At 63.9% G+C, this 18868-nt stretch carries 15 protein-coding genes and 2 pseudogenes; all 17 read right to left on the bottom strand.

Annotated features, from left to right (window positions below; genetic code table 11):
* Positions 1-33: 33 nt before the first annotated feature.
* On the bottom strand, positions 34-1386 hold the full coding sequence (locus tag ACW4TB_RS10155) for a spinster family MFS transporter (protein WP_455828319.1): 1353 nt from the start codon (positions 1384-1386) through the stop codon (positions 34-36).
* A gap of 134 nt (positions 1387-1520) precedes the next feature.
* A pseudogene (locus ACW4TB_RS10150) lies at positions 1521-1952 on the bottom strand (methyl-accepting chemotaxis protein); the annotation flags it as partial.
* 105 nt (positions 1953-2057) lie between these two features.
* A pseudogene (locus ACW4TB_RS10145) lies at positions 2058-2819 on the bottom strand (PAS domain-containing protein); the annotation flags it as partial.
* A 32-nt stretch (positions 2820-2851) separates the two neighbouring features.
* Positions 2852-4624 carry a bifunctional diguanylate cyclase/phosphodiesterase gene (locus tag ACW4TB_RS10140; protein WP_042111592.1) on the bottom strand — a complete coding sequence of 591 codons (1773 nt, stop codon included), beginning with the start codon at positions 4622-4624 and terminating at the stop codon, positions 2852-2854.
* Positions 4625-5031: 407 nt separating this feature from the next.
* Complete coding sequence (locus ACW4TB_RS10135) at positions 5032-5727, bottom strand: response regulator (protein ID WP_012315319.1); 696 nt, start codon at positions 5725-5727, stop codon at positions 5032-5034.
* Positions 5724-8378, bottom strand: coding sequence for a sensor histidine kinase KdpD (locus ACW4TB_RS10130; RefSeq protein WP_279932682.1), 2655 nt, complete (start codon positions 8376-8378; stop codon positions 5724-5726). The genes ACW4TB_RS10135 and ACW4TB_RS10130 overlap by 4 nt, the downstream gene beginning before the upstream one ends.
* 150 nt (positions 8379-8528) lie before the next feature.
* Positions 8529-9080 (bottom strand): potassium-transporting ATPase subunit KdpC, encoded by a 552-nt coding sequence (gene kdpC, locus ACW4TB_RS10125; RefSeq protein WP_279932680.1) that lies wholly within the window; start codon positions 9078-9080, stop codon positions 8529-8531.
* Positions 9081-9090: 10 nt separating this feature from the next.
* On the bottom strand, positions 9091-11139 hold the full coding sequence (kdpB, locus tag ACW4TB_RS10120; protein WP_455842967.1) for a potassium-transporting ATPase subunit KdpB: 2049 nt from the start codon (positions 11137-11139) through the stop codon (positions 9091-9093).
* 16 nt (positions 11140-11155) lie between these two features.
* The gene (gene kdpA, locus ACW4TB_RS10115) at positions 11156-12850 is read right to left on the bottom strand and encodes a potassium-transporting ATPase subunit KdpA (RefSeq protein ID WP_279932677.1); all 1695 of its coding nucleotides are present in this window, start codon (positions 12848-12850) and stop codon (positions 11156-11158) included.
* A gap of 9 nt (positions 12851-12859) precedes the next feature.
* Complete coding sequence (gene kdpF / locus ACW4TB_RS10110) at positions 12860-12949, bottom strand: K(+)-transporting ATPase subunit F (RefSeq protein ID WP_039602773.1); 90 nt, start codon at positions 12947-12949, stop codon at positions 12860-12862.
* Between the two features lie 176 nt (positions 12950-13125).
* Entirely contained in the window at positions 13126-14178 is a 1053-nt protein-coding gene (locus ACW4TB_RS10105; RefSeq protein WP_042112064.1) for an AI-2E family transporter, read from the bottom strand.
* Between the two features lie 12 nt (positions 14179-14190).
* Complete coding sequence (locus ACW4TB_RS10100; protein ID WP_012315325.1) at positions 14191-14982, bottom strand: DUF4892 domain-containing protein; 792 nt, start codon at positions 14980-14982, stop codon at positions 14191-14193.
* A gap of 109 nt (positions 14983-15091) precedes the next feature.
* Positions 15092-15946: an alpha/beta fold hydrolase gene (locus ACW4TB_RS10095; protein WP_279932672.1), complete on the bottom strand. Its 855-nt coding sequence runs from the start codon at positions 15944-15946 to the stop codon at positions 15092-15094.
* Positions 15943-16731 (bottom strand): alpha/beta fold hydrolase, encoded by a 789-nt coding sequence (locus ACW4TB_RS10090; RefSeq protein WP_012315327.1) that lies wholly within the window; start codon positions 16729-16731, stop codon positions 15943-15945. Before ACW4TB_RS10090 ends, ACW4TB_RS10095 begins: the two co-directional genes overlap by 4 nt.
* A 172-nt stretch (positions 16732-16903) precedes the next feature.
* Positions 16904-17362, bottom strand: a complete 459-nt coding sequence (gene sixA / locus ACW4TB_RS10085; RefSeq protein WP_012315328.1) for a phosphohistidine phosphatase SixA — start codon at positions 17360-17362, stop codon at positions 16904-16906.
* Positions 17359-17706, bottom strand: coding sequence for a DUF4389 domain-containing protein (locus ACW4TB_RS10080; RefSeq protein WP_012315329.1), 348 nt, complete (start codon positions 17704-17706; stop codon positions 17359-17361). The genes sixA and ACW4TB_RS10080 overlap by 4 nt, the downstream gene beginning before the upstream one ends.
* A gap of 36 nt (positions 17707-17742) precedes the next feature.
* Positions 17743-18768 carry an NAD(P)H-dependent glycerol-3-phosphate dehydrogenase gene (locus ACW4TB_RS10075; RefSeq protein ID WP_279932669.1) on the bottom strand — a complete coding sequence of 342 codons (1026 nt, stop codon included), beginning with the start codon at positions 18766-18768 and terminating at the stop codon, positions 17743-17745.
* Positions 18769-18868 lie beyond the last annotated feature (100 nt).

Below are 18868 nucleotides of genomic sequence, written 5' to 3'. Positions count from 1 at the left end.
GTCATGACAGCCTTTCGGAACGGCCGATGTTACTCAGGCTTGGACAGCGCGGCCCTCCACTGCTTCGCTGTCAGCCACCATCCCCTCCCGCATCCGCTGCGCATCGCGGCTGAAACACCGCGACGCGGCCAGCAGAAACACCATGGTCAACATAAGCGCCACCGGTATCAGGTACATCGCGTCGTGCAACCCCTGGGCTTTGAACGCCTCGCTCATCATCGCCTCCCCTGCTGCGTTCATGGCTGCAACGGCAAAATGGTCCGACAGCCCGCCGACCACCACCGGCCCCAATCCACCGCCAAGCAGATACAGCCCGGCAAAATACAGCGCCATGGCCGTGGCACGCAGGCGGGGCTGCACCACGTCCTGGATGGCGGTGTACACGCAGGTGTAGAAGTTGTACGAGAACAGCCAGCCCACGCCGAACAGTGCCACGAACAGGCCCAGCTCGATCCGCCCGGCGTGCAGCGCCCAGGCGGTGGCCAGCGTGGCGACCAGCATGCTCAGCACGGCGAACATCAGCCGGCCATTGGCAAAGCGCTGATGCACCTTGTCGGCCACCCAGCCACCAAGGGTAAGGCCTACCAAGCCAGTCACACCGACTATGACCCCGGTGGCGACTGCGGCTTGTTGCAGTTGCAGCTCGAAGTACCGCTGCAGCATGGGCACCATGAACGAGTTGCAGGCGTACGAAGCAAAATTGAACGTAAGGCCGGCGAGCACCAGCCAGGCGAAGGTGGGCACGCTAAGTACGCGGCGCAGGGGCCGGTCCAGTGGAGCCTGGGAGACGGCTACGGTTTCTGCCGCGCCGCGTGCCGGTTCGCGAATCAGGAACAGGAACAGCGCCAGCACCACACCCGGTACTGCGGCAATGAAGAAAGGTGCGCGCCAGCTGCCGAAGGCCTGCACCATGGCGCCGATGGTGAAGAAGGCAAGCAACAGGCCCAGCGGCAGGCCGAGCATGAAGATACCCATCGCCCTTGCCCGCCGCTCGGCAGGGAACAGGTCTCCGATAAGCGAATTGGCGGCGGGCGCATAGCTGGCTTCACCGATGCCCACCCCCATGCGCACCAGCAGAAAGCTCCAGAAGCTCCCAACCATGCCGTTGACTGCCGTCAGCCCGCTCCACGCCATCAGGCCCCAGCCCATCAGCCGGCTGCGCGAGCCGGTGTCGGCCAGCCGTGCCAATGGCAGGCCAGCGATGGCATAGACCAGCGTGAAGGCTGTGCCGATCAGGCCGATCTGGAAGTCGCTCAGATGCCACTCCAAGCGAATCGGTTCGATGATAATGGCGGGTATCGTGCGATCAAAGAAATTGAACAGGTTGGCCAGGAACAGCAGGAACAGGATGCGCCAGGCGTTGTTCGCTTGGATGGCGGTTGGCATAGTCAGGTCCCTCGTTATTGTTGTTCGGGGCTTCCAGCACGCCACACGAATCTAGAGGGGGAACTGCGCATCGTCTGCCACCATTGACCGCGCTGATATCGAGCGATGCCCGGTGAGCAGTACGCTGGCCCGGTTCAACGCAAATCCTGACTCACTCGCTCTACAGCGTTCACCACACCCGTCGCGCCCTGCAAGATCACGCCAATCGCCTCACCTGCCTGCGAGGCGAGCTGCAGGCTCTGCGTGGCGTGATCCCGGCTGGTTTCTATCTCGCCAACGGCCTGGCTAGCGAGCGTCTGGTTGTGCGCCACCACCGAGACGATCTCATCGGTAGCCGTGCTGGTGCGCGCCGCCAGTTTTCGCACTTCGTCGGCAACTACGGCAAACCCCCTGCCCTGCTCGCCGGCGCGGGCTGCTTCGATGGCTGCGTTGAGCGCGAGCAGATTGGTCTGCGCAGCGATGCCGCCGATGGTCTGGACGATCGAACTGATCAACACCGATTGCTCGCCCAGTGCAGTGATCGTCGTGCCGGCCGATTGCAGTTGCCGGGTCATGCCCTGCATGGTCTGCTCCACTTGCTGCACCACCGCCGCGCCCTCAGACGCTCCGCCAACGGTATTGCGGGACACCTCAAGCGCCATCTGCGCGGCCTGTTTGATGGCCTCTTCGCGCTGGACCTGTGCGGTAACCACCGAGGCGAACTTGACCACCCGCACCAATTTTCCCTGCGCATCATTCACCGGGTTGTAACTCGCTTCCAGCCACACTTCGTTCCCGTGCCGGTCCAGGCGGCGGAAACGGCCGGTGACGTAGCGGCCGGTATTGAGCGTTCGCCAGAATTCTGCATATGCCGGGCTGGCGGTATCTTCTGCGCAGCAAAACATACGGTGATGCTTACCCACCACTTCATCCAGACGGTATCCCATGCCCGCCAGGAAGGTGTCATTGGCGGCCAGCACATTGCCTGCCAGATCGAACTGGATGACCGCGCTGGAGCGCAACAACGCGTCGAGCAGCGCCTGGTTCTCCCGAGCCAGCCCGACCTCTTTGGACACGTCGCGCCCGTATGCGCGGACCTCGCATATCCGCCCTTGTGCATCCAACCGCGGATACCAGCCCAGGCGCCACCACGCCGACTTGCCATTGGCCGCATTCAGGCTCATGTCATCGTGCAGCGGCACACCATTGGCAAGCGCGCTGGCCAACCCGCGCAAGGCCTCTGCGGGAAGCCACTGCCTCAGGTAAGTGCCGGTCAAGGCATCCACAGTGACGCCGAACGCAGCAGCACTGGAAATGTTGCAGTCGACGATCCGCCAATCGGCGTCGAGCCGCAGAAAAAAACCCGCCTGCTCTATCTGCTCCAGGCATTGCCGAAGGCTTTCCAGTTCGCGTTCACGCTCGGCGAGCGTGGTTTTCAATTGCCGGTTGAACATGCTGGCACCTGCTGAGAATAGCGACGAATAAGTCAAATCTGCGACCTGCGGAGCCGGTTGTTGCAGTACCACGTCTGGAAGGCGGCCAGTGGCATGGGCCTTGCCAGGTAATAGCCCTGCGCCTGGGTACAGCCCCAGGCCTTGGCACAGGTGAGCTGTTCAGCGGTTTCGATGCCTTCGGCCACAACCTGGTAACCGAGCTGGTTAGCCAACCCCACCAGCGACTGCACCAATAGGAGGTCCTTGGCACTGTGCGTGGCTTTCTGGATCAACGAGCGGTCCAGTTTCACTAGGGTGGCAGGAATGCGGCTGAGGTAGGCCCAGTTGCTATAGCCGGTACCAAAGTCATCGATGGCGATGTCGATCCCGGCCTGACGTGCACGCAGCAACTGCCGGCGCACTTCTTCGGGTTGCTCGATCAGCACGCTTTCAGTGAACTCCAGTTGCAGGCGCCATGGCGCGATGGCCCTGTGCTGGAGCTCGGCAAGCAAGGTGTCCATGAATACTGCGTTCTCCAGGTCGCGCGCGGTGACATTCATACTGATGCGCAAGTCCGGCGCCTGAGCGTGTTGCAGGATGTTCAACACCGCGCGCATCACCCACAGACTGATCGAGGCTATCAGCGCAGTTTTCTCGGCCAGGGCGATGAACTCGGCAGGGGAAATATCCCCCAATTGCGGATGACGCCAGCGCAACAGCGCTTCAGCGCTGTTGCAGGTATGGCCTTGCAGTTCGACTCGCGGCTGCAGGTGCAGGCTGAGCTCGTCATCGCTCTGCAGCGCTGCCCCCAGTGAGGACAGCAAGGAGAAGGCCCTGCGCTGCGCGGCGTCCACCTCCGGCTGATAGTGCGCGCAGCGGCTAGGGTTGCCACGGGCTGCGTCAGCGGCGCCCACCGCACGGCGCAACCAGTCAAGGCTGCCATCGTCGTCGCAGCGGGTGACCGGCGAAATACCGACCGCAGCATCCAGGAGCACGGGAATCTGATGACACTGCACAGGGTCGCTCAGCGCACCGATTACCCGCGCGCACATTGCCAAAGGGTGCTGATGCACGATGACGGCAAACCGGGTGGGGCTGATCTTGTACAACGCAAGATCCGGGTCAAGCTGGCTGACGATCAGGTCTTTCACCTGAAGGGTCAGGTCGTGGGCGAAGTTGTAGCCCAACACCTTGATCATGTGCGTAAGCACCTGCGCCGGCATGATGTCGAACACCACCACGGTCAGGGCATCATGGCGTTCAAGACGCGTCTGCACGTCGCATTCAAGTTTTACCCGATTGAACAGCCCAGTCGGCTGGTCGTAGAAATTTCGATGGCGTATACCGGCAATGATCTGCACTGCCATGTCTGCGAACGCCTGCAACATACCGCGCTGAGCATCATCCATGGCCTCACGCGGGACCGTATCGATGATGCAGAAACTGCCAATCGCGACCTGTTTGTCCACCAGCAGCGGAGCGCCGCAATAGTAGCGAATGCCGGGCGCACCGGTGACCAGCGGGTTTTCGGCAAAGCGCGGGTCCTGCGTCGCATCCAGTACTTCCAGCGGCTGCGCCTGAAGAATGGTATGGGCACAGAACGCCACATCCCGCGGCGTGCTGTCGGCCTCCAATGCGGTCTTGGCCATGAACCACTGCTGGCACTCGCTGACGATCGAGATCAGGCACATCGGGGCATTGAAGTAACGGCCGGCCCATTCGACCAGTGTGCGCAGCTCGGTGCTGCAGTCCTGGTGCGCAACACACCATTCGGCGACCGCAGCCAAGCGCTGCTCTTCATTGGACGGCATAGGGGCGACATTCATGTTCATTTCACCTGCCCCTATCGGAATGGCAACAAGGTTATGGCTATGGGCCATTACTGAGACTTCATCACTCCTTTGAACGTTCCGCGCTCCTGCGAGGAAATCAACAGTACCGACAAAACTTGTACAAATCCAGAGCGCTGTACAATTTTTTATTCTTAGCAAAGACTTATTCGCCGTGAATACGGCAAATTCCCGGCTGCATACCTGTACAAAATAAAATTGGCGTACAAAGAAAAGAACGGCGTTGCCCTAAGGCAACGCCTGACACGGAAGCGTAAATGGGGGCGATTTTGCTGAGCGAAAACGCTCAGTTGGCTGATGGCTGCGACCATTCAGAGGAGAGGGAGCAAGGGAGGGCGTTTCATGGTGCGCAACAACGAAGGTGCAGCTTGACCGACAAGGCCTTAGCAGGAAGGCGCAACCAGCCTGTACCCCACCCCGGCCTCGGTAATGATGAACCGCGGTGCTGTTGGATCATCCCCCAGTTTCTGCCGCAAATGCCCCACTACAATCCGCAGATAATGGGTGTTCTCCACGTGCGTCGGGCCCCAGATATCCTTGAGCAACTGCTGTTGGGTAATCACCCGCCCCGGGTGCCCGGCAAGTTGCGCCAGCAACGCATATTCCTTGCGGGTCAGCGCCACCTCAGCGCCCTCAAGCGTCACCTTGCGAAATGCGAAGTCCACAGTCAAAGGCCCGAAGCTCGCCGTCACCTCGCTCCCGCCCGCTTGCGGCACCTGGCGCAACAACGCACGTATCCTGGCCAGAAACTCCTGGATGCCGAACGGCTTGGTCACATAGTCATTGGCCCCGCTATCCAGCGCATCGACCTTTTGCAGTTCGTTGGCACGCACCGACAGCACCATCACCGGCACCGCACTCCACTCACGCAACTCGCGCAGCACTTGTTGGCCGTCCATGTCAGGCAAGCCGAGGTCAAGCACCACCAGGTCAGGCTTGGCCAAGGCAGCCTGGGCCAGCCCTTCGCTACCGGTGGCCGCCTCGATTACCTTGTAGCCTTGTGAGGCCAGGCTGATGCGCAGGAACTTGCGGATCTGCGGTTCGTCGTCAATGACCAGGAGGGTGGCGGACTGGCTCATGGGGCTTCGCTTTCGGCTTCGGGTTGTGGGGGCAGCGGCAAGCATAAAGTGATGCAGGTGCCATGGCCATCGATGCCTTCGCTGACCAGTATCTGCCCACCATGGGCGCCGATCATGCCCTGGCAGATCGCCAGGCCCAGGCCGGTGCCCTGCCCGCCGCGGTCGCCGCGGGCCGCGGTGTAAAACATGTCGAAGATTTTCTCGCGCTCAGGCACTGGGATGCCAGGCCCTTGGTCGCTGACCGCGAACCGCAATTGCTCGTCGTGCACCGACACCTGCAGTTCGAGGCGGCCTTGGGCGGGTGAAAAGCGCGCTGCGTTCTCCAGCACGTTGATCAGCGCCTGCTCGATCAGCGCGGCGTGCACGAACAGCAACGGCAACTCAGCGGGCACGTCGGTGTGCACGCGCAGGGGCGCGAGCACTACGCGTAGGCGGTTCAGGGCACTGCCGACGATATCGGCAGGGGCGACCCAGTCGCGGGCCAGCTTGAGACCGCCATGGCCCAGACGGGTCATGTCGAGCAGGTTCTGGATATAGCGGTCAAGGCGTTCGGCTTCGTTGCGGGTACCCTCCAACAGCTCGCGGCGGTCTTCGGTGGGGATGGCTTCGCCCAGCGCCAGCAGGCTGTCGATACTGCCACGCATGGCGGTCAGCGGAGTACGCAAGTCGTGGGAGACAGAGGCCAGCAACGCGCTGCGCAACTGCTCGGTCTCGCCGTGCAGGCGGGCGGCTTCCAGTTGCTCGGCCAGGCGAGCCCGAGCGAGGGCCTGGGCCAGCGGTTGACCAAGCGCCATGAGCAGCCGGCGCCGCTGGGCACTGAGAGGGTCGCCGGACTGGGGGCGTACGCCGAGCATGGCCAGGGGATGATCGTCGACGGTCAACGGCCACCACCACCATCTGCCATCAGGCAGGGTGTCGCTGCCATGGCCGGCGGCCTGCCCATGTTGCCAGGCCCATTCGGCGGCGGCGCGCTCGTTGTCGCTGAAGGCCTGGGCTTGGCCGCTGGCCACTTGTAACTGCCCTTCGGGGTTGCGTTCGAGCAGGCAGACGTGCACGTCCTGCCAGCCGTTGAGGTGCTGGCCGGCGGCGTTGAATACGGCTTGCCGGTCGGTGGCGACCGTAAGCCGTCGCGACAGGTCGAGCAACTGGTTGGTTTGCGCCTGGGTTTCGCGAAGGGCCTGCAACTGGCGGCGCTGACGCGCAGCGAGGTTGCCGGTAAGCGCAGCCATCAACAGGAAAAACACCAGTGTCAGCACGTCTTCTTCGCGCTGAATGCTGAAGGAGAAATTCGGCGGGATGAACAAGAAGTCGTAGGTCAGGAATGACAAGGCAGCACAGGCCAAGGCCGGGCCCAGGCTGCTGCGCACCGCGACCAGAAGTACGGCGGCAAGGAACACCAGCGAAATATTGGGCAGCGCCAACACGCTCGACACCGCCCAGGACAACCCCGTCGCCAGCGCGGTCGCGGCCAGTGCCAACAGATAGTGGCGCCATATCCACACCCGTCGCACGGCCGAACTTGCGGGGGCCGGTTGGGCATCGCGGTCGAGCACGTTGATCTCAAGCCCGTGGCTTTCACGCAGCAACCGGGCAGCCACGCCTGCGCCGAACAGTCGACGACGCAGGCGGTCCCGGGACTGACCTACCAGCACCAGGCTGGCTCGGCGCTCGCCGGCATGCTGGATCAGCGTGCGTGCCACCTCGCCTGCGCGCAGCAGGACCACTTCCCCGCCCAGGCGCTCAGCCAGTTGTTGGGCCGCCTGCAAACGCTGCCGTGCGGTTTCGTCGCGCAGCCGCCCGTTGTCCACATGCACCAGGCTCCAGGGCAAATGCCGACGCTGCGCAACCCGGCTGGCATGGCGCACCAGGCGTTCGGCCTGATCGTCACCATCGACACCCACCAGCAGACGCCCGCGCAGGGCCGGCGCCTCTTGGCCACGCTGACGATAACCGTGGGCCAGGTCGGCATCGACCTGCGCGGCGGCGGCCTGCATGGCCAGCTCACGCAACGCGGTGAGGTTGGTCTGGGAAAAATAGGCATCGATCGCAGCCCGAGCCTGCTCGGGCACGTAGACTTTGCCCTCACGCAGACGTTCGAGCAGCTCGCGTGGCGGCAGGTCGATCAGCACCAGCTCGAAAGACTCCTGCAGCACCCAGTCCGGCAGCGTTTCACGCACGTGCACGCCAGTGATGTCGCGCACCTTGTCGTTGAGGCTTTCCAGGTGCTGGACGTTGACCGTGGTGTACACGTCGATTCCGGCGGCCAACAGTTCCTGAACGTCTTGCCAGCGTTTGGCGTGGCGGCTGCCCGGGGCGTTGCTGTGGGCGAGTTCATCGACAAGGGCCAAGCCGGGGGCGGCTTTCAGCAGGCCGTCAAGGTCCATTTCCTCCAGGGTGACACCCCGGTATTCGCTGCGTAGCAAAGGTTGCTGGACCAGGCCAGAGAGGAGTGATTCGGTTTCGGCGCGGCCGTGGGTTTCGACTACGCCTGCCAGTACCTGCACGCCCTGGCGCTGTTGGGCGTGGGCGGCCTGTAACATGGCGTAGGTCTTGCCTACGCCGGGGGCTGCACCGAGAAATACCTTGAGCCTGCCACGTCCTTCGCGCGGCAGGTTGGCCAACAGCGCGTCTGCGCGGGCTGCGTCACTCATGCTTCATCCTTCAGTAGTGCCACGATCGGCATTGTCTGTGCCTGCTTCGCCGACAAGCCGCCCCCCACAAGTGGTTCACAGCTTTCGAAAGCTGTGCACTTGCTGTGGGAGACGGCTTGCCGGCGATTGGGCCGCAACGCGGCCCCACGTTCATAGCCCAAATTTGCTCAAGGCCTGGTTAAGAGCCAGAACGTTGACCACAGGCGGCCCGATCAATGGATGGAGGGTGGCCCCTTCCAGCAGGGCTTGCAAGCGCTCTACCGGTATCTGGCGCGCCGCCGCCACCCGCGGAATCTGGTAGGCCACCGCCTGCGGTGGCAAATGCGGGTCCAGGCCACTGCCGGAGGTGGTCAGCAATGCTTGTGGCACCGGCCCCTGCCCGGTCTGGTACAGCTTCGCAGCATCGCCCGCGACCCGTTCAGCCAGCGCCGGGTTGCTTGGCGACAGGTTGCTGGCACTGCTGGCCACGGTGGCATAAGCCCCCGCCGAAGGCCGCGAATGAAACCAGCCATCCCCCTGAAAATCCTGGGCGATCAGTGCCGAGCCGCGCACCTGGCCTTGCTCATCGCGTACCAGGCTGCCATTGGCCTGTTCCGGAAAAACCACTTGGGCAACACCGGTCACCGCCAGCGGATACAGCGCGCCGGTGACCACCGCCAACAACAGAATCAGGCTCAGCGCCGGGCGTACATATGTGTTCATGGTGGCCTCCTCAGACCAGGTGCAAAGCGTTGAGCAGCAGGTCGATCAGCTTGATCCCGGCAAATGGCACGATGATGCCGCCCAGGCCGTAGATCAGCAGGTTGCGCCGTAGCAGATGGGCAGCACTGGCCGCCTGTACGCGCACGCCGCGTAGCGCCAAGGGGATCAGTACGATGATGATCAGTGCGTTGAACACGATGGCCGAGAGGATCGCACTCTGCGGGCTGGCCAGCTGCATCAGGTTGAGCACGCCCAGTTGCGGGTAGATGGCAGCGAACAACGCCGGCAAAATGGCAAAGTACTTGGCCACGTCGTTGGCGATGGAAAACGTGGTCAGCGCGCCACGTGTCACCAGCAGCTCCTTGCCGACCTGGACCACGTCCAGCAACTTGGTCGGGTCGCTGTCCAGATCAACCATGTTGGCGGCTTCGCGCGCGGCCTGGGTGCCGTCGTTCATGGCCATGCCTACGTCAGCCTGGGCCAGAGCAGGGGCATCGTTGGCACCGTCGCCGCACATGGCCACCAGGCGGCCGTCGTTCTGCTCCTGGCGGATGCGCGCCAGCTTCTTCTCCGGTGTGGCTTCGGCCAGCACGTCATCAACACCTGCCTCGGCGGCGATGGCCGCGGCCGTCAGCGGGTTGTCGCCGGTGACCATCACCGTGCGAATACCCAGCTTGCGCAGCTCGGCGAAGCGTTCGCGGATGCCAGGCTTGACCACGTCCTTGAGATGGATCACGCCGAGCAGCCGCTTGTCCACGCACACCAGCAGCGGCGTACCACCACTCTGAGCGATGCGTTCAACTTCGCGGGCCAGCGCCAGCGGCATTTCCAGGCGCTGCATGCCGACGAAGGCGAGGACGGCATCAACGGCGCCCTTGCGGTAGCGATGCTGCTGGAAATCGATGCCCGACAGGCGTGTCTCGGCACTGAAGGCAATGGCGTCGAACTGCCCCACGCCCGGCTCGACGAAGTCATGCAACTGGCGCAGGTACTCGACGATCGACTTGCCTTCGGCCGTGTCATCGGCCAGCGACGCGAGCAAGGCGCCCTCGCCCAGCTCCTTGGCGGTCACCCCGGTGGCTGCATGCAGGGCGCTGCAACGGCGATTGCCAAAGGTGATGGTGCCGGTCTTGTCGAGCATCAGCGTGTGCACGTCACCGGCCGCCTCCACGGCACGGCCCGAGCGGGCGATCACGTTCAGGCGCACAAGGCGATCCATGCCGGCGATGCCGATGGCCGAGAGCAGGCCACCAATGGTGGTCGGGATCAGCGTCACCAGCAGTGCAGCAAGGAAAATCAGTGGCAGACTGCCGCCGGCGAAGTGGGCGAATGGCTGCAGCGTGACCACTACGATCAGGAAGATCAACGTCAGGCCGATCAGCAGAATATCCAGCGCGATTTCGTTGGGCGTCTTCTGTCGCTTGGCGCCTTCGACCAAGGCGATCATGCGGTCCAGGGTAGACTCGCCCGGGTTGCTGGTGATGCGAATAAGCAGCCAGTCGGAAACCAACCGGGTATTGCCAGTGACGGCCGAGCGGTCACCGCCGGATTCACGAATCACCGGCGCAGACTCACCGGTGATGGCCGCTTCGTTGACCGCCGCGATGCCCTCGAGCACCTCGCCGTCACCCGGGATCATCTCGCCGGCAACGACACGGACTACGTCGTCCTTGCGCAGCTGCGCAGCGGCAACGGTCTCGAACGTGCCGTCGCGCATACGGCGCTCTGCGGTCAGCCCCTGACTGCCGGCCTTGAGGCTATCGGCGCGGGCCTTGCCGCGGCCCTCTGCCAGCGCTTCGGCAAAGTTGGCGAACAGCACGGTAAACCACAGCCACAACGCGATCTGCACGGCAACGCCGGTGCTCACGTCACTGCCGGGTGCAAAGCACAGCACGGTGGTCAGGACGGCGGTCAGCGCGACCACCAGCATGACCGGCGAGCGCTTGAGCTGCCGCGGGTCAAGCTTGACGAATGCTTGCACCAGCGCCGGGCGCCACAGCGCGGCGAAGCGGGTCTGGTCCTTGGCGCTGTGCCGGGCGTTCACTTCAGGAATGGGCATGTTCATGGTCGGTTCCTCAGAAACCCAGGCTCAGGTGTTCAGCGATTGGCCCAAGGGCCAGGGCCGGCAGGAAGGTCAGGCCGCCCACCAGCAGGATGGTCACCAGCAGCAGGCCGGTGAACAGAGGGCCATGGGTTGGGAAGCTGTTCAGCCCTTGCGGCGCGCTTTTCTTAGCGGCCAGGCTGCCAGCCAAGGCCAGGATCGGCAGGATGTAGCCAAAGCGGCCGATGAGCATGGCCAGGCCGATCATCACGTTGTGGAATACGGTGTTGGCACCGAACCCGGCGAACGCCGAGCCGTTGTTGGCGGCACCCGAGGTGTAGGCGTAGAGCAATTGGCTGAAGCCATGTGCACCTGGGTTGCTGACCGCGCTGGCAGGGCCCGGCAGGCTGGCGGCGATGGCGCCAAGCACCAGCACACCGACCGGCATCACCAGCAGGGTTGCCACCAGCAGTTGCACTTCCCGGGCCTGTAGTTTCTTACCGAGGTATTCCGGCGTGCGGCCGATCATCAAGCCTGCCAGGAATACCGCGATCAGCACGAACAGCAACATGCCGTAGAGCCCCGCGCCAACGCCGCCGAAAATCACCTCGCCGACCATCATGTTGACCATAGCGACCATGCCGGTGAGCGGGTTGAGGCTGTCGTGCATGGCGTTGACCGAGCCATTGGACGCTGCGGTGGTGGTTACCGTCCACAGCACCGAGCCGGTCGTGCCGAAGCGGCTTTCCTTGCCCTCCAGGGGTGCGCTTTGCTGAACCTGCGCGCTTTCCAGCGCCGGGTTGGGCTGGTGCTCCGACCACAGTGCGGTCGCGCCGCCAATCAGGAAAAGGCCGAGCATGCAGGCCAGAATCGCGCGGCTTTGGCGCAGGTCCTTGACGTAATGGCCGAAGGTGAAGACCAGGGCGGCCGGGATCAGGATGATCGAAGCCACCTCGAACAGGTTGCTCCAGGCAGTGGGGTTCTCGAACGGGTGTGACGAGTTGACTCCGAAGAAGCCGCCGCCGTTGGTCCCCAATTGCTTGATCGCGATCTGGCTGGCGGCAGGGCCGAGCGGAATCGTCTGGTCAGCACCTTGCAGGGTCACAGCGTGGGCGTAGTCAGCGAAGGTCTGCGGCACACCCTGCCAGACCAGCAGCAGCGCGAGCACCAGGCACAACGGCAACAGGCCGTAAAGGGTGGCACGGGTCATGTCGACCCAGAAGTTGCCAATACTGGTGGTCGAGCGCCGGGCGATGCCGCGACACAAGGCGACCAGCACGGCCAGCCCGGTAGCGGCGCTTACGAAGTTCTGTACGGTCAGGCCGAGCATCTGGCTCAGGTAACTGACCGAGGCTTCACCGCTGTAAGCCTGCCAGTTGGTGTTGGTGACAAAGCTCACCGCGGTGTTGAAAGCCAGCGACCATTCCTGGCCAGGCAAGTGTTGCGGGTTGAGCGGCAGGTAACCTTGCAGCAAAAGTACGCTGAAGAGCAGCAGAAAGCCGGCCAGGTTGAAGGCCAGCAGCGCCAGGGCGTACTGCTTCCAGTTCTGTTCCTGATCGGCGCGCACGCCGGCCAGCCGATAGCAGCCCCGCTCCACCGGCCCAAGCAGCGGCGTCAGCCAAGTCCGCTGGCCTTCCATGACGTTGAAGTAGAACCGCCCGAGCCAGGGTGCCGGCAGCAGCACGATGGCGAAAAACGCCAGCAGCAACGCGAAGTCATAACTGTGCATGGCCGCTCCCTAGCTGCGATCGGCGCGCAGCAGCGCCATCAGCAGGTAAACCGCCAACGCCACTGCCAGTAGCAGTGACAGCCCGTCGAGCATGTTCATGTGTGGATCTCCCCTTGTTACGGCTTGGGCCGCTTTGGGGGAATTGTCCGAGGGAGGGGCGTAAAGGTACGAGATCGAGGCGTGCGGCTGGAGATAAAGAATGCGTAAAGATCAGGATTGTGGTGTTGCCTGCATCGGCCCATGCGCAGGGCGAGCCCGCCCGGGCCGACGCAAGGCTAACGTTGTGGCGTTGGCTGCCCGGCGTTGCGGCTCCAGTCCAGCAGCAGGCTATACCCCACCGCCAGCAGGGTTGGCCCGATGAACAGGCCAATGAAGCCAAAGGCAATCAAACCGCCAAACACTCCGAGCAGCACGATCACCAGCGGCAGGTTGCCGCCCCTGCTGATCAGGTAAGGCTTGAGCACGTTGTCCACGCCACTGATGACGAAGGTGCCCCAGATACCCAGGAACACCGCCATGCCGTACTCACCCTGCCATACCAGCCAGGCAGTCGCGGGTATCCACGCAAGTGGCGGCCCCATGGGGATCAGGCTGAGCATGAAGGTGACCAGGCCCAGCACGATGGCCCCCGGCACACCGGCGATCAGGAAGCCGATCAAGGCCAGCAGTGCCTGTGCCGCCGCCGTACCGATCACCCCGTTGACCACCCGTTGCACGGTGCCCGCAACCAGCTCCAGGTAATACTCGGCGCGCTCACCTACAAGACGGTTCAGCAAACGCAGGACGAACGCCGCCAGGCGCGGACCATCGCGGTAGAAGAAGAACACGAAGACCAGGCTCAGCGTCAGCTCCAGCACACCACTGCCGATCTGCGCACTGCGCGCCAGCAACCAGTTGCCGACCTGGCCCAGGTGGGGCTTGACCGACGCGATCAGCGCGGCGCCCTGCTGGTCGAGCGACTGCCACCCGCTGACCAGGCGCTCACCCACTAGGGGAATGCCACCCAGCCACGCCGGGGCATCAGGCAAGCCATCCACCTGCACGTCGCGCACGAAGGCGGTGGCGTCCCGAACATGGTCGGCGAGGTTGAAGCCCAGCCACACCAGCGGCAAGGCCACGATCAGGATCCAGGCCGAGGTCAGCAGGCCTGCAGCCAGTGTTTCACGCCCACCCAGTGCGCGTGTCAGCAGGCGCATCAGCGGCCAGCTGGCAAACGCCAGGATAGCCCCCCACAACAACGCGGAGATGAACGGTGCCATCACCCACAACGCAGCGCCGAGCAAGGTCAGCAGGATAATCTGGATCAGCAGGCGATCATTGTTGGCCATGGTGGCGCTCATTCAACGGATCAGTTCCAGGTGCAGGCCATCGGTGGGGGTATTGCCGACTTCGAGCCGGTTGCTGCGTACGCCGGCCTTGACCAGTTGCTCGCGCCAGGCCTCAGCCTGGGGACCACTGAGGGTTGCACGCAACGTGCTGTCCAGGTTCAGGCTGCGACCCAGCAACGCTACCCAGGCAGGTTGCGGCGCACTCAGGTCAGGGTAGTCAAGCTTGCCAGTGTCGCGCATTTCGCGCAGCACCGTGGCGGGCGTGGGCAGCAGCTCACCCAGCGGGCTGCTGGCGACGAACTCTTCCACGTGCAGGTAGGCGCGGCGATTGCCGCGGGTAACGCTGTAAAGCGCCACCAGGGTGTCTGCCTCATCGGCGGAACGGCGCAGCAGGATGAATGCCTGCTGCTCGTCACCGCCATTGAGCCGCGCACTGCCGAACACATCGTTGCCCCACAGGCTGGCTTCGCCGCAATCGCGGCCCTGGCACCAGAACAACGGGTAGCCGCCATCGCGCTGCAATGCTTCGCGGGCGCTGGTAAAAGCCTCGCGCGCCGTGCGCTCGACCGGCAGCTCATAGGTGATGGAGCTGACCTGGCCGCGGCTCTCGACCTTGTCGTCCACGCGCAGACGACCGCTGATCTTGCGCAGCGGGCCCATAGGGTAAACCCGTTCCTGCTCGACTGCCGGGCGTTGCTCGACCACCTTGGCATCCACGGGCACCGGCAGGGCGCCGGCCCACAGCAGCGGGCTGACGAGCGCCAGGCAGGCGCCGGCAGTACGGATCATGACGGGCACGCTCATCGGCGACCCGCGCGACGGCAAGCGCCGTAATGAAGCTCCAGAATGTCTGGCAGTTGCATGGTTGTCTCCCTGTTCAACCCGCCAAGCCTCGACACTTGTCCGGCTCAAGTCAAGCAAAGCCAAAGAAGCGATTGATACAGTCTGCGACAAGGGTCGCGCCGTGTTCATCGTTCAGGTGCAGATGATGGCCACCGGGCAGCACCTTCTGTTCAAAGGGTAGCTGCTGCAGCAACTCGCCGTGGCGCGCCAGCATGCCATCGGCCGCCACCACCAGGCAGGCCGGGCAGTTCACCCCGCGCACATAGGCCATGGCCTGGGCATGGCTCAAGCGCACCGGCGATGGCAACGTCAGGCGGCTGTCACTGCGCCAGCTGTAACCGCCAGGCACCGGCATCAGGCCGCGCTGGGCGAGCAACTCGGCAGCGTCCCGGCTGACCGCGACCATGCCCTTCATGCGCGCCTGCACGCCCTCCTCCAGGGTCTTGTAGACCGACTTGCGTTTGCCATCCAGGCGCAACCGGGCCTGCAGCGCCAACCCCAGGCGTTCGCCGGCATCCGCCTCGGCGCCGGTCGGGGGGATGACGCCGTCGATCAACGCCAGATGGCTGACCCGCTCGGGCAGGGCGGCGGCCAGTTGCACAGAAATGATTGCCCCCAGCGAATGCCCCAACAGGGCAAACCGTTGCCAACCCAGTTGTTCGGCAACCCGCAGTACATCATGGGCGTAGTCGGCCAGCGCATAGCCGGCGCCTGGCGGGCGGTGTTGCGAGTAGCCATGCCCGGCAAGGTCCAGGGCGAGGATACGCAGGCCTTTCAATCGCGGTGCGAGGCGGGCAAAACTGTTGGCATTGTCCAGCCAGCCATGCAGGGCGATCACCGGCAGGCCATCTTCGGGGCCGAACAGGTGAGCAGCCAGCTCGATATGACCCAGGCTGAGACGGACTTCCTCCACGTGGGCACTCATGCCTGGCCCCAGCGGTCGAACAAGCCTTTGATCAGGCTGGCAGTGTCCGCCGGCCGCTCCAGCGGGAACATGTGCCCACCGGGTACGCAGTGGTACTCGCCCTTGGGCATGCCGCGCACCGCCAGCGTGTGGTGGCGACGAATCACATTGCTGCGCTCACCCCGCACCATTGCCAGGGGCACCTGAAGCTGCCGCGCAGGGGCAGGGCTTGCGTGAGGGATACTGCGGTAGATGCTGATTTCGGTAGCCGGATCGAAGCGCAGGCGTACCCCCTGCTCCATGTCTTCCAGGCCATGTTCAAGGTAGGCTTCCAGGCAGTCGGGGTCAAAATGCCGGAACAGCTTTTTGCTCGCGAAATAATCCCGTGCGCTGGCGCGGTCGCTGAACGCCTCGCGCCGGCCCAGCGTGCGGCCTGCAGGGGTAATGCGGTCGATGAAGCCAAAGCGCTTGGCGGTGCGCAGCAACCACTGATCGGCGCGGGTCAGCACCGGTGAATCAAGCATGACCACACCCCGGTAGTAAGCCGGGCACCTCAGTGCTGCATGCAGATGCAGCACGCCACCCAGCGAGTGGCCGACACCCCACACCGGCTGATCCTGCCGGGCCAGGTGGTGCAAAAGTTCGTCCACCAGGCTCTGCCAGTTCTCGTTCACCGGAAAGCGGGGGTCATGGGCATGCTGGGGCAGATGCTGCACCTGGTAATCCGGCGCCAGGGCCGCGAACAGCTTGCCGTAGGTGGCCGACGGGAATCCGTTGGCATGGGCGAAGAAGATCTGCTGCGACATGGCACCTGGTCCGGTACGGGGATGATGGCCCATTGTCGGCATCCCGCTGGCGCTCGGCAACATCCGTAAAGGTCATCGGCGAGGGCGATCAGGTCACCGGGGCTGACGAAGCTGGGCTGCGAGCAATCGGCTGAGGGCACGGCAACAGGCGCAAACGCCCGTTGCCGACCACTCAAGGGGCGTGCTGCAGGGCCTGCAGGGTCATCAGCCCCGCCAGCGGCCAGTCGCCTTCAAGCTGCGCCAGGCTGGCGGTGCTCAACGGCGCAGGCTGTTGCGCGTGACCATGCTCCAGCATACCGACCAGCGCACCCACCAACGGCTGGTGGCTGACCAGCAATACGTGCTCAAGCCCCAGGCGTTCGAGTTCAGCGATCACCTCCTGCACGTTGCTGTCGGGCGTCAGCCATGGCACGGTGCGCACCGGCTCGGCGAAACCCAGGGTGTCATGCACAAGGGCCGCCGTTTGTTGGGCACGCACGTAGGGGCTGGCAATGATGGCCTGCAGCGGCTGGCCGAGCAGATACGCAGCACTGTGCAGCACCTGCTCGCGACCATGGGCAGTCAGGCGCCGCTCGGCGTCGGTGTGGGCCCTGGGCTCTGCCTCACCGTGGCGCAATACCCACAGCTTCACAGTTTGGGCTCCTCGTCGCGCACCGGGTGGGGTGCAGGGGCAACGGCATGCGGAGCTTCGCCTTCCGGCGCACGCGGTGTGGGCCAGTCTGCGAAAGGCCACGGCTTGCTGTCGGTGTGGAAAGTGCCAAAGCGACCGATCTGCGCCAGGTACTGGCTCAGGCTGTCGCCAAAGTTCATCAGGCTGGCGCTCGGCGCGCCATAGATCAGACGGTAGACGAGCTGCACCAGCACCAGGCCGCCGAGTAGCAGCTCGGCCAGTTGCCACACCACCAGAAATACCACCATCCACAGCACGCGCAGGATGATCGACTCGCGCTGGGCGCGCTCAGGGGTATCGTTCATGTGTCGCTCCTTGTTCTGTTCAAAGCCGCTAAAGGCTCAGTTGAAACCGCTGATGGAAATGAAGTCGACGTCGGTCTTGGGCTCGGCGCGCATCAGGCGCTCGATCACCTGGTTCAGCGTGCGGCCTTCGAAGAGGATGGCGTGCAGCCCGGCCACCAGCGGCATGTAGACCTGGACCTCTTCAGCCTTGGCCTTGAGCACCTTGAGGGTATTGACCCCTTCTGCCACCTCGCCCAGGCGATTGACCGCCTGCTCCAGCGTCAGGCCTTGGCCCAGGGCGTGCCCGACCTGGTAGTTGCGGCTCTTGGGCGAAGAACAGGTGACGATCAGGTCGCCGACCCCGGCAAGGCCGAGGAAGGTCATGGGATTGGCACCCTGGCTCACGGCGAAACGGGTCATTTCGGCCAGCGCACGGGTGATCAGCATGCTCTTGGTGTTTTCGCCCATGCCCAGGGCCACGGCCATGCCAGCAATGATCGCATAGACGTTCTTCAGAGCCCCACCCAGCTCGACACCGAAGCGGTCGCTGCTGGCGTAAACCCGGAAGGTATGCCCGTGCAGCACCGCCTGCACGCGCTGGCAGAGGTCTTCATCTTCGCTGGCGACCACGGTAGCGGTCAGCGCATGCTCAGCGATCTCGCGGGCCAGGTTTGGCCCGGACAACACACCGATTCGCGCATCGGGCGCGATCTCTTCAAGGATCTGACTCATCAGCTTGAAGCTCTGCGCTTCGATGCCTTTGGTCAGGCTGACCAAGCATTTGCCGCGCAGCAGCCCGGCATGCGGGGCCAAAACGCTGCGCAAGGCGCTGGAGGGCAGCGCGACGAAGATCAGGTCGCTGTAGTGCAACGTGGCCAGCAGGTCGTTGACCGGCTCGACGCCGTCATGCAGACGGATGCCTTTGAGGTAGCGCGGGTTCTCGCGATTGACGCGCATGGCCTCGGCCTGCTCAGCGTCACGCATCCATTGGCGTACCGGCACGCCGTTCTGCGCCAGCAGGTTCGCCACGGCGGTGCCGAAGCTTCCGCCCCCCAGAACTGCAACAGGTTGCTGTTCAGTCATATTCAATCCGTTAAAGCCATAAGTTAAGTGGCGACGGGGCCATTATACGGCAAGCTGCAAGCTGCAAGCTGCAAGAGACAGCGGCCTCATTGGCCACAAG

Source organism: Lelliottia jeotgali (assembly GCF_977070485.1).
Note: the sequence above shows the minus strand (reverse complement) of the source record. Positions and strands in the feature narration are given on the sequence as shown.

Coding starts and splice junctions, on each gene's coding strand:
- ACW4TB_RS10155 (WP_455828319.1), bottom strand. CDS start 1,386: ATGCCAACCGCCATCCAAGCGAACAACGCCTGGCGCATCCTGTTCCTG.
- ACW4TB_RS10140 (WP_042111592.1), bottom strand. CDS start 4,624: ATGAATGTCGCCCCTATGCCGTCCAATGAAGAGCAGCGCTTGGCTGCG.
- ACW4TB_RS10135 (WP_012315319.1), bottom strand. CDS start 5,727: ATGAGCCAGTCCGCCACCCTCCTGGTCATTGACGACGAACCGCAGATC.
- ACW4TB_RS10130 (WP_279932682.1), bottom strand. CDS start 8,378: ATGAGTGACGCAGCCCGCGCAGACGCGCTGTTGGCCAACCTGCCGCGC.
- kdpC (WP_279932680.1), bottom strand. CDS start 9,080: ATGAACACATATGTACGCCCGGCGCTGAGCCTGATTCTGTTGTTGGCG.
- kdpB (WP_455842967.1), bottom strand. CDS start 11,139: ATGCCCATTCCTGAAGTGAACGCCCGGCACAGCGCCAAGGACCAGACC.
- kdpA (WP_279932677.1), bottom strand. CDS start 12,850: ATGCACAGTTATGACTTCGCGTTGCTGCTGGCGTTTTTCGCCATCGTG.
- kdpF (WP_039602773.1), bottom strand. CDS start 12,949: ATGAACATGCTCGACGGGCTGTCACTGCTACTGGCAGTGGCGTTGGCG.
- ACW4TB_RS10105 (WP_042112064.1), bottom strand. CDS start 14,178: ATGGCCAACAATGATCGCCTGCTGATCCAGATTATCCTGCTGACCTTG.
- ACW4TB_RS10100 (WP_012315325.1), bottom strand. CDS start 14,982: ATGAGCGTGCCCGTCATGATCCGTACTGCCGGCGCCTGCCTGGCGCTC.
- ACW4TB_RS10095 (WP_279932672.1), bottom strand. CDS start 15,946: ATGAGTGCCCACGTGGAGGAAGTCCGTCTCAGCCTGGGTCATATCGAG.
- ACW4TB_RS10090 (WP_012315327.1), bottom strand. CDS start 16,731: ATGTCGCAGCAGATCTTCTTCGCCCATGCCAACGGATTCCCGTCGGCC.
- ACW4TB_RS10080 (WP_012315329.1), bottom strand. CDS start 17,706: ATGAACGATACCCCTGAGCGCGCCCAGCGCGAGTCGATCATCCTGCGC.
- ACW4TB_RS10075 (WP_279932669.1), bottom strand. CDS start 18,768: ATGACTGAACAGCAACCTGTTGCAGTTCTGGGGGGCGGAAGCTTCGGC.